Annotated in this window: 12 protein-coding genes; 6 read left to right on the top strand and 6 right to left on the bottom strand. The window is 72.0% G+C overall.

The window, feature by feature from the left end; translation table 11 throughout:
• Positions 1 to 188 precede the first annotated feature (188 nt).
• The 4 genes from AY578_RS27780 to AY578_RS27765 all read left to right on the top strand — a co-directional run bounded on the left by AY578_RS27780 (position 189) and on the right by AY578_RS27765 (position 7,207).
• On the top strand, positions 189 to 3,104 hold the full coding sequence (locus AY578_RS27780) for a glycoside hydrolase family 48 protein (RefSeq protein WP_136239116.1): 2,916 nt from the start codon (positions 189 to 191) through the stop codon (positions 3,102 to 3,104).
• 139 nt (positions 3,105 to 3,243) lie between these two features.
• Positions 3,244 to 5,895 (top strand): cellulose binding domain-containing protein, encoded by a 2,652-nt coding sequence (locus AY578_RS27775; protein ID WP_258905946.1) that lies wholly within the window; start codon positions 3,244 to 3,246, stop codon positions 5,893 to 5,895.
• Between the two features lie 56 nt (positions 5,896 to 5,951).
• The gene (locus tag AY578_RS27770) at positions 5,952 to 6,506 is read left to right on the top strand and encodes a chloramphenicol phosphotransferase CPT family protein (protein ID WP_258905942.1); all 555 of its coding nucleotides are present in this window, start codon (positions 5,952 to 5,954) and stop codon (positions 6,504 to 6,506) included.
• The gene (locus AY578_RS27765; RefSeq protein WP_258905941.1) at positions 6,506 to 7,207 is read left to right on the top strand and encodes a Type 1 glutamine amidotransferase-like domain-containing protein; all 702 of its coding nucleotides are present in this window, start codon (positions 6,506 to 6,508) and stop codon (positions 7,205 to 7,207) included. Before AY578_RS27770 ends, AY578_RS27765 begins: the two co-directional genes overlap by 1 nt.
• Positions 7,208 to 7,209: 2 nt before the next feature.
• On the opposite strand, the gene AY578_RS27760 is transcribed toward AY578_RS27765, so the two are convergent.
• Positions 7,210 to 7,953, bottom strand: coding sequence for a class I SAM-dependent methyltransferase (locus AY578_RS27760; RefSeq protein WP_019521735.1), 744 nt, complete (start codon positions 7,951 to 7,953; stop codon positions 7,210 to 7,212).
• A 5-nt stretch (positions 7,954 to 7,958) separates the two neighbouring features.
• The gene (locus AY578_RS27755; protein WP_019521736.1) at positions 7,959 to 8,264 is read right to left on the bottom strand and encodes a 4a-hydroxytetrahydrobiopterin dehydratase; all 306 of its coding nucleotides are present in this window, start codon (positions 8,262 to 8,264) and stop codon (positions 7,959 to 7,961) included.
• Between the two features lie 125 nt (positions 8,265 to 8,389).
• On the opposite strand from AY578_RS27755, the gene AY578_RS27750 reads away from it, so the two are divergent.
• Complete coding sequence (locus AY578_RS27750; RefSeq protein ID WP_258905939.1) at positions 8,390 to 9,208, top strand: helix-turn-helix domain-containing protein; 819 nt, start codon at positions 8,390 to 8,392, stop codon at positions 9,206 to 9,208.
• On the opposite strand, the gene AY578_RS27745 is transcribed toward AY578_RS27750, so the two are convergent.
• A complete protein-coding gene (locus tag AY578_RS27745) occupies positions 9,190 to 9,606 on the bottom strand; it encodes a hypothetical protein (RefSeq protein ID WP_258905937.1) in 417 nt (138 codons plus the stop codon). The genes AY578_RS27750 and AY578_RS27745 overlap by 19 nt on opposite strands.
• A 205-nt stretch (positions 9,607 to 9,811) precedes the next feature.
• Here AY578_RS27745 and AY578_RS27740 point away from each other — a divergent pair, with 205 nt between their 5' ends.
• Positions 9,812 to 10,675, top strand: a complete 864-nt coding sequence (locus AY578_RS27740) for a Sco1979 family transcriptional regulator (protein WP_026243348.1) — start codon at positions 9,812 to 9,814, stop codon at positions 10,673 to 10,675.
• Between the two features lie 13 nt (positions 10,676 to 10,688).
• On the opposite strand, the gene dnaK is transcribed toward AY578_RS27740, so the two are convergent.
• The 3 genes from dnaK to AY578_RS27725 all read right to left on the bottom strand — a co-directional run bounded on the left by dnaK (position 10,689) and on the right by AY578_RS27725 (position 13,934).
• Complete coding sequence (dnaK, locus tag AY578_RS27735) at positions 10,689 to 12,581, bottom strand: molecular chaperone DnaK (RefSeq protein ID WP_028961430.1); 1,893 nt, start codon at positions 12,579 to 12,581, stop codon at positions 10,689 to 10,691.
• Between the two features lie 96 nt (positions 12,582 to 12,677).
• The gene (locus tag AY578_RS27730; RefSeq protein WP_161107306.1) at positions 12,678 to 13,421 is read right to left on the bottom strand and encodes a glycerophosphodiester phosphodiesterase family protein; all 744 of its coding nucleotides are present in this window, start codon (positions 13,419 to 13,421) and stop codon (positions 12,678 to 12,680) included.
• Between the two features lie 84 nt (positions 13,422 to 13,505).
• On the bottom strand, positions 13,506 to 13,934 hold the full coding sequence (locus AY578_RS27725) for an OsmC family protein (RefSeq protein WP_006130857.1): 429 nt from the start codon (positions 13,932 to 13,934) through the stop codon (positions 13,506 to 13,508).
• Positions 13,935 to 14,104 lie beyond the last annotated feature (170 nt).

The raw sequence follows: 14,104 nt of genomic DNA, 5'->3' as shown, positions 1-14,104 counted from the left end.
TGGTGCACATGAAGCTAGCGCCAAGTGACGATGAAGAACAGAGGGTGTGCGGAGTTTGGCGTTTCTCGGTGCGTCGAATCTTTTCGATTCGCACCAAGGGTTGACCGGTCACTGCCCCATCCCCACTATGGGAGCGCTCCCACTGGTTCAAGCCTTGACATGTACGAGTCGCAGGAAGGACCAGCACCATGCATCCCCCACCCCGCAGACGCGGTGGCGTGCGCCGTCTCTTAGCGGTCGCCGTGACCGCTCTCGCACTGCCGCTGACGATGCTGTCGACGGGTACCACCCCCGCCCGGGCGGCGGCCGTCCAGTGCAGCGTGGACTACAGGACGAACGACTGGGGGTCGGGCTTCACCGCCGACCTGACGGTCACCAACCGCGGTTCGGACGTCATCGACGGCTGGACCCTGACGTACGACTACGCGGGCAACCAGCGCCTGGTGAACGGCTGGAACGGCAGCTGGTCGCAGTCCGGCTCCACGGTCACCGTGAGGAACGCCGCGCACAACGGCCGGATCGCCGCCGGCGCCGCCGTCACCACCGGCGCCCAGTTCTCCTACAGCGGCACCAACACCGCGCCCGCCTCCTTCTCGGTCAACGGCACCGCCTGCGTGGGCGCCCACCAGCCGCCCATCGCCGTGCTGACCAGCCCGCAGGCCGGCTCGGTCTATTCACAGGGCGAGACCGTGCCGCTCGAGGCCACGGCCGCCGCGGCCGACCAGGCCACCATCACCAAGGTGGAGTTCTACGACGACACCGAACTGCTCGGCACCGACACCTCCGCGCCGTTCACGCTGTCGGTCGGCGGTCTGGCCGTCGGCGCCCACTCGCTGGTCGCCAAGGCGTACGACAGCCTGGGCGCCTCCGCCTCCTCCACCCCGGTCGGCATCACGGTCGCCTCGGGTCCCGCCGTGGTCGCGAGCCCGTCCCAACTGGGCGTGAAGCAGGGTGAGTCGGGCACGTTCGAGGTGAAGCTGTCCAAGCAGCCGAGCGAGAACGTCACCGTCACGACGGCACGGGCGAGCGGCAACTCGGGTCTGTCGGTGTCCTCCGGCGCGACCCTCACCTTCACGCCGTCCAACTGGAGCACGGCGCAGCGCGTGACCGTGACCGCCGACGCCTCCGGCACCGGCTCCGCGGTCTTCGAGTCCACGGCGCCCGGCCACGCCAAGGCCGCGGTGACCGTGACCCAGCTGGGCGCGACCAAGTCGTACGAGGCCCGCTTCCTCGAGCTGTACGACAAGATCACCGACCCGGCGAACGGCTACTTCTCCCCCGAGGGCATTCCGTACCACTCGGTCGAGACGCTGATCGTCGAGGCACCCGACCACGGCCACGAGACCACTTCGGAGGCGTACAGCTACCTGCTGTGGCTGCAAGCCATGTACGGCAGGATCAGCGGGGACTGGACGCGGTTCAACGACGCGTGGGAGACGATGGAGCAGTACGCCATCCCGACCGCGGCGGACCAGCCCACCACCTCCTTCTACGACCCCTCGAAGCCGGCGACGTACGCCCCCGAGCACGACACCCCGAACGAGTACCCGTCGCAGCTCGACTCCGGCGTCTCCGTCGGCCGTGACCCGATCGCGGCGGAACTGAAGTCGGCGTACGGCACGGACAACGTGTACGGCATGCACTGGATCCAGGACGTGGACAACGTTTACGGCTACGGCAACTCGCCCGGCACGTGCGAGGCCGGACCGTCCGACACCGGCCCGTCCTACATCAACACCTTCCAGCGCGGTCCGCAGGAGTCGGTGTGGGAGACGGTCACCCAGCCCACCTGTGACGCCTTCAAGTACGGCGGCGCCAACGGCTACCTGGACCTGTTCACCAAGGACGCCTCCTACGCCAAGCAGTGGAAGTTCACCAACGCCCCCGACGCCGACGCGCGCGCGGTGCAGGCGGCGTACTGGGCCGACCTGTGGGCGAAGGAGCAGGGCAAGGGCGGTCAGGTCGCCGGGACCGTCGCCAAGGCGGCCAAGATGGGCGATTACCTGCGCTACGCGATGTACGACAAGTACTTCAAGAAGATCGGCAACTGCACCAGCACGTCCTGCCCGGCCGGCACCGGCAAGGACGCCTCGCACTACCTGCTCTCCTGGTACTACGCCTGGGGCGGCGCCACCGACACCTCGGCGGGCTGGTCCTGGCGCATCGGCTCCAGCCACGCGCACGGCGGGTACCAGAACCCGCTCGCCGCATACGCGCTCGCCAACTACGCTCCGCTGAAGCCGAAGTCGGCGACGGGCGCGCAGGACTGGGCCGAGTCCTACCAGCGGCAGCTGGAGTTCTACCGCTGGCTGCAGTCCGACGAGGGCGCCATCGCGGGCGGCGCGACCAACAGCTGGGCGGGCCGCTACACCACTCCGCCGTCCGGAACGCCGACCTTCTACGGCATGTACTACGACGAGAAGCCGGTGTACCACGACCCGCCGTCGAACCAGTGGTTCGGCTTCCAGGCGTGGTCGCTGGAGCGGGTGGCCGAGGTGTACCGGCAGACGGGCAACGCGCAGGCCAAGGCGGTCCTCGACAAGTGGGTCGACTGGGCGCTGTCCGAGACCACGGTCAACCCGGACGGTTCGTTCCTCTTCCCGTCGACGCTGAAGTGGTCCGGCAAGCCCGACACCTGGAACCCGTCGTCGCCGGGCGCCAACAGCGGGCTGCACGTCGAGGTCGCCGACTACACCAACGACGTCGGTGTGGCCGGCTCCTACGCCAAGATCCTGACGTACTACGCCGCCCGCTCGGGTGACACCGAGGCGGCGGACACGGCGAAGGCGCTGCTGGACGGCATGTGGGAGAACTACCAGGACGACCTCGGCATCGCCGTCCCGGAGACCCGCACCGACTACGAGCGCTTCGACGACCCGGTGTACGTCCCGTCCGGCTGGACCGGCACCATGCCGAACGGCGACCGGATCGACTCCTCGTCGACGTTCCTCTCGATCCGCTCCTTCTACAAGGACGACCCGGCCTGGTCAAAGGTCGAGAGCTATCTGAAGGGCGGCGCCGCGCCGGTCTTCACGTACCACCGGTTCTGGGCCCAGGCGGACATCGCCACGGCCATGGGCGCGTACGCGGAGCTTCTCGAATAGTCCCCGCCGACGCTCCGTGTACCGGTCCCGGCACCTGACGCCGGGGCCGGCGGGCCGGGCGGTCCCCTCGCGCACGGGGGGCCGCCCGGTCCTCGCGCGCTCCCGTTTCTTCTCCCCCACGAGGAAGGACACCCCCACCGTGCGAAGAACCCGCGTCCTCACGGCCGTGCTCGGCCTGGCGGCAGGACTGCTCACCGGCGGTCCGCCCGCCCTGGCCACCGACGCGCCCTTGCCGGCCCCCGCCTCCGTCTCGCAGGCCGCCGACGCCTACACCTGGCGCAACGCCCGCATCGACGGGGGCGGCTTCGTCCCCGGCATCGTCTTCAGCCGCAGCGAGCCGGACCTGGCGTACGCCCGCACCGACATCGGCGGCGCCTACCGCTGGCAGGAGTCGACCAGGAGCTGGATCCCGCTTCTGGACTCGGTCGGCTGGGACGACTGGGGCCACACCGGCGTGGTCAGCATCGCCTCCGACTCCGCCGACCCCGACCGGGTGTACGCGGCGGTCGGCACGTACACCAACGACTGGGACCCCGGGAACGGCGCCGTGATGCGCTCCGACGACCGGGGCGCGAGCTGGCGGAAGACCACGCTGCCGTTCAAGCTGGGCGGCAACATGCCGGGACGGGGCATGGGCGAACGGCTGGCAATCGACCCGCACGACAACGACGTGCTGTACCTGGGCGCGCCCAGCGGCCACGGGCTGTGGCGGTCGACGGACGCGGGCGTCACCTGGTCGAAGGTGACGTCCTTCCCCAACCCGGGGAACTACGCGCAGGATCCGGACGACGAGAGCGGGTACGCCTCGGACAACCAGGGCGTCGTCTGGGTGACGTTCGACGAGTCCACGGCCACCGCGGGGTCGCCGACGCGGACCGTGTACGTCGGCGTCGCCGACAAGGAGAACGCCGTGTACCGCTCGACGGACGCGGGCGCGACCTGGGAGCGGCTGGCCGGGCAGCCCACGGGCCACCTCGCGCACAAGGGCGTCCTCGACGCGGAGAACGGCCAACTCTATCTGACTTACAGCGACACCGGCGGTCCCTACGACGGGGGCAAGGGGCGGCTGTACCGGTACGCCACGGCGACCGGCGTCTGGACCGACATCAGCCCGGTCACGGAGGCGGACGCCTACTTCGGCTTCAGCGGCCTCACGGTGGACCGGCAGAACCCGGGCACGGTGATGGCGACCGCGTACAGCTCCTGGTGGCCGGACACACAGATCTTCCGCTCCACGGACAGCGGCGCCACCTGGACCCAGGCGTGGCGCTACGCCTCCTACCCGGAGCGCGAGAACCGGTACGTCATGGACGTCTCCTCGTCGCCGTGGCTGACCTGGGGCGCCAACCCGTCGCCGCCCGAACAGACGCCGAAGCTGGGGTGGATGACGGAGGCGCTGGAGATCGACCCGTTCGATTCCGACCGCATGATGTACGGCACGGGCGCGACGGTCTACGGCACGGAGGAGCTGACGAACTGGGACGACGACACCCCGTTCACCATCAAGCCGATGGTGCGCGGGCTGGAGGAGACGGCGGTCCTCGACCTGGCCTCTCCCCCGTCGGGCGCCCCGTTGCTCAGCGCGCTCGGCGACATCGGCGGGTTCCGGCACACGGACCTGACGAAGGTGCCGTCGATGATGTTCACCCAGCCGAACTTCACCTCCACGACCAGCCTGGACTTCGCGGAGTCGGACCCGGACACGGTGGTGCGCGTGGGGCAGGTCGACTCCGGTCCGCACGTGGCGTTCTCCACGGACAACGGCGTCAACTGGTCCGCGGGGGCCGACCCTTCGGGGGTGAGCGGCGGCGGGACGGTCGCCGCGGCGGCGGACGGCGGCCGCTTCGTGTGGAGCCCGGAGGGCGCGGGCGTGCACCACACCACCGGCTTCGGCGCCTCCTGGTCGGCGTCGCAGGGCATCCCCGCGGGGGCGGTCGTGGAGTCGGACCGGGAGGACCCGGCCACCTTCTACGGCGTCAAGTCCGGGCGCTTCTACGTCAGCAGGGACGGCGGGGTGACCTTCGAGGCGTCACCGGCGGCCGGGCTGCCGACCGGGGACAGCGTGCGGTTCAAGGCGCTGCCGGGCACGGCGGGCGAGATCTGGCTGGCGGGCGGGGAGCCCGACGGGCCGTACGGGCTGTGGCACTCCACCGACTTCGGGCAGACGTTCACCAAGCTGCCGGGCGTCGAGGAGGCGGACACGGTCGGCTTCGGCAAGGCGGCGCCCGGTGCCTCGTACCAGACGCTGTTCACCAGCGCGCGGATCGACGGGGTACGCGGCATCTACCGCTCCACGGACGCGGGCGCGAGCTGGGTGCGCGTCAACGACGACGCGCATCAGTGGGGTTGGACGGGTGCGGCCATCACCGGTGACCCGCGGGTTTTCGGCCGCGTGTACGTGGCGACGAACGGGCGGGGCGTGATCTACGGCGACCCGGCGGACGGGAGCGGCACGGACCCGGGCCCGTCGAGCTCATGTGAGGTGACGTACCGCGTCACGAACACGTGGGGCGACGGCTTCCAGGCGGACGTCCGCCTGACCAACACGGGCACGACGCCGTGGGACGGGTGGTCCCTGACCTGGGCCTTCCCGGCGGGCGAACGGATCGCTCAGCTGTGGAACGGCGCCCACACCCAGTCGGGTTCCACCGTGACGGTCCGCAACGCCGACTGGAACCGCACGGTGGCACCGGGCGCGTCGGCCGCCGTCGGCTTCACGGCGAGCGGGCCTCCGGCGGATGCCGGTCCGAGGGCGTTCGCGGTGGGCGGGGAGGAGTGCGCGACGCGGTGAAGATCGCCGGTGGGGGATGATGGCTCCGCCCCGCCGGCGACCCCGAAGGAGCCCCGATGCACGGACGGATCATCTTCCTCAACGGCACGTCCAGCTCGGGGAAGTCCAGCATCGCCCGGGAGTTGCTGGACGTACTGGAGGAGCCCTGCTTCCACATGCCCGTGGACGCCTTCCACCGGATGCGGTCGAGCCGCGAGATCGGGGCCGACCGGCTGCCCGACGTGCTGCACCGGACCTGGCGCGGGTACCACCGGGCGGTCGCGGGGATGGCCGCTGCGGGGAACAACGTGGTCGTCGACCATGTGCTGAGCGAGGAGTGGCGGCTGGCCGACTGTCTTGCCCTGTTCGAGCCGCGGGAGGTCGTCCTGGTGGGCGTGCGGTGCTCGCTGGAGGAGACCGAGCGGCGTGAGCGGGAGCGCGGGGACCGGCCGGCGGGACTCGCCGCTCGGCAGTACGAGCGGGTGCACGCGCACGGCGTGTACGACCTCGAGTGCGACACCACCACGACGAGCCCGGCGGACTGCGCCCGCGCCATCGCCGCCTTCCTGCCCCACCGCCCCTCCCCCACCGCCTTCGAGCAGCTGCGCGCCGCCGTGGAGGTGAGCGCGTGATGGGCCGGATCGCACTGATCGGGGGCGGGTTCTCCACCGACGAGGACGGGGTGCTGGACGACTGGGTGCTGGGGCAGGCGCGCGCCCCGCGGCCCACGGTGTGCTTCGTGCCCACGGCCGGCGGGGATGCGCCCGGATACGTCGAGAAGTTCTTCGACGCCTTTCGCGCGAAAGACTGTGAGCCGTCCGTACTTCCCTTGTTCCAGCGGGAGTCGGACGACACCGCCCTGCGTGAGTTCCTGCTCGCGCAGGACGTCGTGTACGTCGACGGCGGCAACACCGCCAACCTGCTGGCCGTCTGGCGCGTACACGGTGTGGACCGGCTGATGCGGGAGGCGTACGCCGGCGGGACGCTGCTGTGCGGGATCAGCGCCGGGGCGAACTGCTGGGCCGAGGGGTCGCACACCGACTCCTTCGGCCCGCTGACCCACCTCCCGGACGGACTGGGGCTGCTGCCCGGCTCGGTGTGCCCGCACTACGACAGCGAGCCCGGCCGCCGGTCCTCCTACCGGGCGTCCGTGGCGCGCGGCGACCTGCCCGCCGGATGGGCGGTGGAGGACGGCGCGGCGGCGCTCTTCACGGACGGACGGCTCACCGAGGCGGTGACGCGATTGCCGGACGCCCGCCTGTACCGGGTGCGGGCGGACGGGGAGGCGGGGACCCTCGAGGAGGCGGTGGACTTCCGGCTGCTCGGCGGGTGACGTCACCCCGGTCTGCGGAACGCCCTCAGCGTGAAGACCGGGTCCGGGCGGGGGCGGTCCTGGTCGGGGAGGGCCGCGAGGCGGGCGGCGAACTCCTCCGTGAGCGGCCCGCCGGGCGGCAGGGTGACGAACCAGCCGCGCCGCAGGTCGTCCACCGTGCGGCGAGGACTGCGGCCCTGGCCGTGGCCCCGGAAGCGGGCCTCACCCGCCGGGACCAGCCCGTGCCCGGCCGCCAGGGCCGCGACCGTCGCGGGGTCGTCCGGCACGGGGCTCGGCGGGCGCTCGGCGAGCACGGCGTCGATGTCGCTGCCCACGTTGTGCGACAGGCCCTTGTGCACGGTGGTGACATACACCCCGCCGGGCCGCAGCACCCGCGCGCACTCGGCGACGACGGCCCGCACGTCGGCGGGGTCGGTCAGCAGATGCAGCAGCCACACGCTGACCACCGCGTCGAAGCAGCCGTCGCGGAACGGCAGCCGACGGCTGTCGGCGCGCAGCACGGCGCCCGGGAGCCGGACGGCGGCCCGCAGCGCCATCGACGTGGACAGGTCCACGCCGGTGACCCGCAGTCCGGGGCGGGACGCGGGGAACCTCCGGGTCACGATGCCGGTGCCGCAGGCCGCGTCCAGCAGGCGCCGCGCCTGGCGCGGGACGAGACTCAGGACGGCCTCGGCGGCGGCCGCCGCGCGGGGTTCACCGCCGCGCAGGGCGTCGTAGCGCTCCGCTTCCTCGTCGTAGTCCAGCACGCGCCTCAGTGTGCCCCGTGGGCGGGCGCCAGGTCCTCCACCCTGCGGGCGAGCTCGAGGTCCTTCCCGGTGACGGCGCCGCCCGCGCTGTGCGTGTGCACGGACAGCGACACCGTGTTGTAGCCGAGGGTGAGGTCGGAGTGGTGGTCCAGCTCGTCCTGCACCTGGGCGACGTGGACGACCATGGCCGCCGCCGCGATGTGCGAGTCCAGCCGGTAGGCGCGGGTGAGGCGGTCGCCGTCGAGCGTCCAGCCCGGCAGCTCGGCGAGCCGGGACTCGATCTCCGTCCGGGACAGCGGTTCGACGGGCATGCGCGGTGCTCCTTCGCCGGGTCGGCTCTCGTGCCGCGTCCAGGCTGCCACAGAAGCCCCGCCCGTGCCCTGCCCGGAGGGCAGGCCGCTCCCCCGGCCGGCGGTCCCTCGGCTACGGTCCTGCCATGACCGCTGCCCCCTCCGAGACCGTCTCCCGCACCGAGGGCGTGGGCCCGCTGCTGCGCGCCTGGAGGCAGCGGCGGCGGGTCAGCCAGCTCGAGCTGGCCCTGCGCACCGGCTCCTCCGCCCGGCACATCAGCTTCGTCGAGACCGGCCGGTCCCGGCCCAGCGAGGAGATGGTGCTGCGGCTGGCCGAGCACCTGGACGTGCCGATGCGGGAGCGCAACGCGCTGCTGCTCGCGGCCGGTTACGCGCCCCGCTATCCGGAGACCCCGCTGGACGACCCGGCGCTGGAGGTCGTGCGCACCGGCATCGAGCGGCTGCTCGGCGGGTTCGAGCCGTACCCGGCGCTGGTGGTGGACGCGGCGTACGACGTGGTGGCGGCCAACCGGGGGGTGCTCGCGCTGTTCGACGGCGTCCCGGAGACGCTGCTGACGCCGCCGCTGAACGCGGTGCGGCTCACCCTGCACCCGCGGGGACTGGCGCCGCGTATCCGCAACCTGCGGGAGTGGCGGGGGCACCTGCTGGAGCAGATGCGGCGGAACATCGCCCTGAGCCGCTCGGACCGGCTGCGGGCGCTGTACGACGAGGTGGCGGCGTATCCCGTGCCGGACACCGCCGGGCAGGCGGAGGAACCGGCGGAGCCGGTGGCGTACTTCGCGCTGCCGATGGTGGTCGAGCACCGGGGGCGGACGCTGTCGTTCGTGTCGTCCATCGCCACGTTCAACACCCCGATGGACGTGACCGTCGCCGAGCTGGCCGTGGAGACGCTGCTCCCGGCCGACCCGGCGACGGCCGCGTACCTTCAGACCTGGCTGGCCTGACGCGCCTTCAGCGCCCGGTGCTGCAGCACGGCGAGGCCGCCCACGGTGAGCGCCTGGAGCACGACCCACACGGCACCCGCGGCGGTCGGCGAGAGCCACAGCGCGAGCGTGAGGAAACTCGCCGCCGTCCAGGCCAGATTGGCCTCGACGACACCCGTCACGCCGGCCGTCGGCGGGTGCGGCCGGGCGGCCAGCAGGCCCACGCCGGCCGCGTACACGGCGAGGAACGCGCCCAGTCCGAGCAGCAGCCCGGAGCCGATGCCGAGGAACCGGCCGAGCGGTCCGGAAAGGGCGAGGTAGGCGAGGGCGTTGGCGCCGGTCACCACGGCGTCGAGGGCCAGCAGACGGCGCAGCGGGGCTCCGGTCCGGGCGGGAGCGGTGAGCGGGGTCGTGGACATGAGGCGTCATCCTCCGTCGGGAGCGGTGCGGGAGTCGGTGCGTGGGGGGTGCGTCCACGATCCCGTGCGGCGCCGGACGGGTCGATTACGTCCGGGGTAATGCGGCGGGCGGAGGGGAGACAGGGCGGTCACGTGCGGCTCGTGAGAGTCTCGTAGGGACATGACAGGATGAGCGCATGCCCGAGCACGTTGGGGAGGCGTGGCGTTGAGTGAGCGGCGGGCCGCACCCACGGTGGGCCAGGTGGTCCTGGGACGACGGCTGCACGAGTTGCGGGAGGCCGCGGGCCTCTCACGGGAGGAGGCGGCCCGCATACTGCGGGTCGCGCCGGCCACCGTCCGCCGGATGGAGACCGCCGAGGTCTCGCTGAAGATCCCGTACGTCCAGATGCTGCTGACCGCCTACGGGGTGCCCGAGCACGAGGCGGACACGTTCGTCGCGCTCGCCGAGGACGCCAACCGCCCTGGCTGGTGGCAGCGGTACCACGACGTGCTGCCCGAGTGGTTCAGCCTGTACGTCAGCCTGGAGGGCGCCGCCCGCATCATCCGCTCCTACGAGCCGCACTTCGTGCCCGGGCTGCTCCAGACGGAGGACTACGCGCGCGCCGTGCTGGAGGCGGGGACGATCGGCACGGCGGGCCCGGAGACGGTCGAGCGGCACGTGGCGCTGCGCATGGAGCGGCAGAAGCTGCTGGAGCGCCCGGACCCGCCGCACCTGTGGGTGCTGATGGAGGAGACGGTGCTGCGCCGCCCGGTGAGCGGGGACAGCCGGGTGATGCGCGACCAGCTCGACAAGCTGCTGGAGTTCGCGGCGCGGGACCGGGTCACGCTGCAGATCGCCGAGTTCGCCGACGGGCCGCACCCGGGGACGTACGCGCCGTTCTCGCTGTTCCGGTTCGCCGAGCCGGAGCTGCCGGACATGGTGTTCACCGAGTACCTGACGGGCGCGCTGTACCTGGACTCCCGCAAGGAGGTCTCGGTGCACCTGGAGGTGCTGGACCACATGACGGCCGGCGCGGCCTCCGCCCGGCGCACCGAGAAGCTGCTGCTGGAGTGCCGCGAGCGCCTGTGAGGCGCCCGCGGGCTCAGGCCGCTCCGTCCTGGCGGGTTCCGGTGTCCTTGTCGTCGTCGACGATCTCCGCGTCCACGACGTCGTCGTCGCCCTGGGACGTCCCTCCGTCCGCGGCGCCGGGGGCGGACGTTCCGCCCGCAGCGGCTTGCGTGCCGGTCTGGGCGTACATTGCCTGGCCCATGCGCTGGCTGACCGTGGCGACCTTCTCCACGGCGGCGCGCAGCTCGGCCGTGTCGGGCGACTCCTGCTCCAGCAGCCGCTTGACGTCGGCGACCGCCGACTCCACCTCGGACTTGGCCTCGGCGGGCACCTTGTCGCCGTTCTCGGTGAGGAACTTCTCCGTCTGGTAGACGAGTTGCTCGGCCTGGTTGCGGGTCTCGGCCGCCTCCCTGCGCTTGCGGTCCTCCTCCGCGTACTGCTCGGCCTCCCGCATCATGCGGTCGATCTCGTCCTTCGGGAGGGCCGAGCCGCCGGTGACGGTCATCTTCTGTTCCTTGCCGGTGCCCAGGTCCTTCGCCCAGACGTGCATGATGCCGTTGGCGTCGATGTCGAACGTCACCTCGATCTGCGGCACCCCGCGCGGCGCCGGGGGCAGCCCGGTCAGGTCGAACGTGCCGAGCTTCTTGTTGTACGCGGCGATCTCCCGTTCGCCCTGGTAGACCTGGATCTGCACCGACGGCTGGTTGTCGACGGCGGTGGTGAAGATCTCGGAACGCTTGGTCGGGATCGTGGTGTTGCGCTCGATCAGTTTCGTCATGATGCCGCCCTTGGTCTCGATGCCGAGGGACAGCGGGGTGACGTCGAGCAGCAGCACGTCCTTCACGTCGCCGCGGATGACACCGGCCTGGAGGGCGGCGCCGAGGGCCACCACCTCGTCGGGGTTGACGCCCTTGTGCGGTTCCTTGCCGGTGAGTTCGCGGACCAGGTCGGTCACGGCGGGCATCCGGGTGGAACCGCCGACGAGGATGACGTGGTCGATGTCGGACAGCCGCACCCCGGCGTCCTCGACCGCCTGGTGGAAGGGCTTCTTGCAGCGTTCGAGCAGATCCTGGGTGAGCTCCTGGAACTGGGCCCGGGTGAGCTTCTCGTCCAGGTGCAGCGGGCCCTCCGCGGAGGCGGTGATGTAGGGCAGGTTGATCGTGGTCTCGCTGGACGACGACAGCTCGATCTTCGCCTTCTCGGCGGCCTCCCGCAGCCGCTGCACGGCCATCCTGTCCTGCGCCAGGTCGATGCCGTACTGGTCCTTGAAGCGCTTGGCGAGCCAGTCCACGATCCTCTGGTCCCAGTCGTCGCCGCCGAGGTGGGTGTCGCCGTTGGTGGCCTTCACCTCGATGACGCCCTCGCCCATCTCGAGCAGCGACACGTCGAAGGTGCCGCCGCCGAGGTCGAAGACCAGGACCGTCTGGTCGTTCTCCTTGTCCAGGCCGTAGGCGAGCGCCGCGGCCGTGGGCTCGTTGATGATGCGCAGCACGTTGAGCCCGGCGATCTCGCCGGCCTCCTTGGTGGCCTGCCGCTGGGTGTCGTCGAAGTACGCCGGCACGGTGATGACGGCGTCGGTCACGTCCTCGCCGAGGTACGCTTCGGCGTCCCGGCGCAGCTTCTGCAGCACACGGGAGGACAGTTCCTGCGCCCGGTAGCGGGTGCCGTCGACGGAGCCCTCCTCGGGGAACCGCCACTGGGCGTCGCCCATGTGCCGTTTGACCGAGCGGGCGGTGCGGTCGACGTTGGTGACGGCCTGCCGCTTGGCGACCTCTCCCACGAGCACCTCGCCGTTCTTGGCGAAGGCCACGACCGAGGGGGTGGTGCGGGCGCCTTCCGCGTTGGCGATGACGGTGGGCTCACCGCCCTCGAGCACGGCGACCACCGAGTTCGTGGTTCCCAGATCGATTCCGACGGCACGTCCCATCGCTGTAACCCCTTCCGCAAGGGCTCCTCTCCGGTCTTCCAACACTTCCAGCACAAAACTTGAGCGACCTCTTGTCAAGTGTGCGGGCGGCGGAAGTCAGCGGACGCGTGCGCCGTCCGGGTGGTCGCGCAGCGTCACCGCGCGGCGGGGACGGTCGGTGACCAGCACGTCCACGCGCCGGTCGGCGAGGAACGCGCGCATCGCCGCGTCGTCGTTGACCGTCCACACCATCGTGAACAGTCCGCCGCGGGCGGCCTCGCGCAGCACGGTGGCGCGCGCCAGCCGCTGATGCACGGCGACCCCGTGGGCGCCGCAGGCGCGGACGCGGCGCAGCGGCAGCAGTTCGCCGATCCGGGTGCGCACCAGCCGGCGTTTGCCCAGGCCCCGGCCGTCGCGGCCGAGGGAGAGCAGGGTGCGTACGCGCGGGCGGGCGGCGGTGAGGGCGGCGACGGAGCGGTCCTCCAGGGTGGTGGCGACGACCCCGTCCTCCCCCAGCAGGGCGACCGCCCGGTCGAGCAGCTCCCGCTCGTAGCCGGTCTCCTTCAGGTCCAGATGGGCGACGAGCTTCCCCGCGATCAGCTCCATCACGTCCTCGACGACCGGCACCGGATGTCCGGCGCGGGCGTCCAGCTCGGCGCGGGTCAGGGTGGACAGCAGCGGTCCGGTGCCGCCCACGCGGGCGTCGTGGTGGACGACGAGGACGCCGTCCGCGGTGCGCCGTACGTCGAACTCGACGTACTCGGCGCCGGAGGCGAGGGCGTCCTGGTACGCCTCCCAGGTGGCGGGGGCGGCGTGCTCGGTGCCTCCGCGGTGGGCGGAGACGGCGGGGCGTGGCGACATCATGGCGGCGGCTTCCGGTGGCGGACGCGGCGCAGGCCGCCCCGGCGGCGGGGCGGCCTGCGGTGGTCCTGCGGGTCGGACGGGTCAGGCGAGCTTCGCCGTCAGGGTGATCTCGGTGCCCTTGAGCGCCTGGCTGACCGGGCAGTTCACCTTGGCGTCCTCGGCCGCGGCGACGAAGCCGGCCTCGTCCAGGCCGGGGACCGTGCCCTCGACGGTGAGGTGGATGCCGGTGATGCCCTGGCCCGGCACGAAGGTGACCTCGGCGTTGGTGGTCAGCCGGGTGGGCGGGGTGCCCGCCTTGTCGAGGCCGTTGGACAGGGCCATCGAGAAGCAGCTGGAGTGCGCGGCGGCGATCAGCTCCTCGGGGCTGGTCTTCCCGTTCGCGTCCTCCGCGCGGGAGGCCCAGGTGACCGGCTGCTCGGGGATGGCGCCCGAGGAGTCGAAGGCGACGACCCCGCTGCCCTTGAAGAGGCTGCCTTCCCAAACGGTGTGTGCGGAGCGCGTGGTTGCCATGACGCATCCTTTCGAAAAAAAGTCCGGCCGGGTGACCGGCGGTGCTCGGTCCGGACGCCCGGATCACCGGGTGCCCTGCCCCATCCGATCACATCACGGCTCAGCTCACCCGGAAGACGGGCCCTCTCGGGGTGGGCGGGCGCACCCGGGCCATCGGCGGGCCGCCCGAG

This window comes from Streptomyces thermocarboxydus (assembly GCF_024760485.1).
Classification (GTDB): domain Bacteria; phylum Actinomycetota; class Actinomycetes; order Streptomycetales; family Streptomycetaceae; genus Streptomyces; species Streptomyces cellulosae.
Note: the sequence above shows the minus strand (reverse complement) of the source record. Positions and strands in the feature narration are given on the sequence as shown.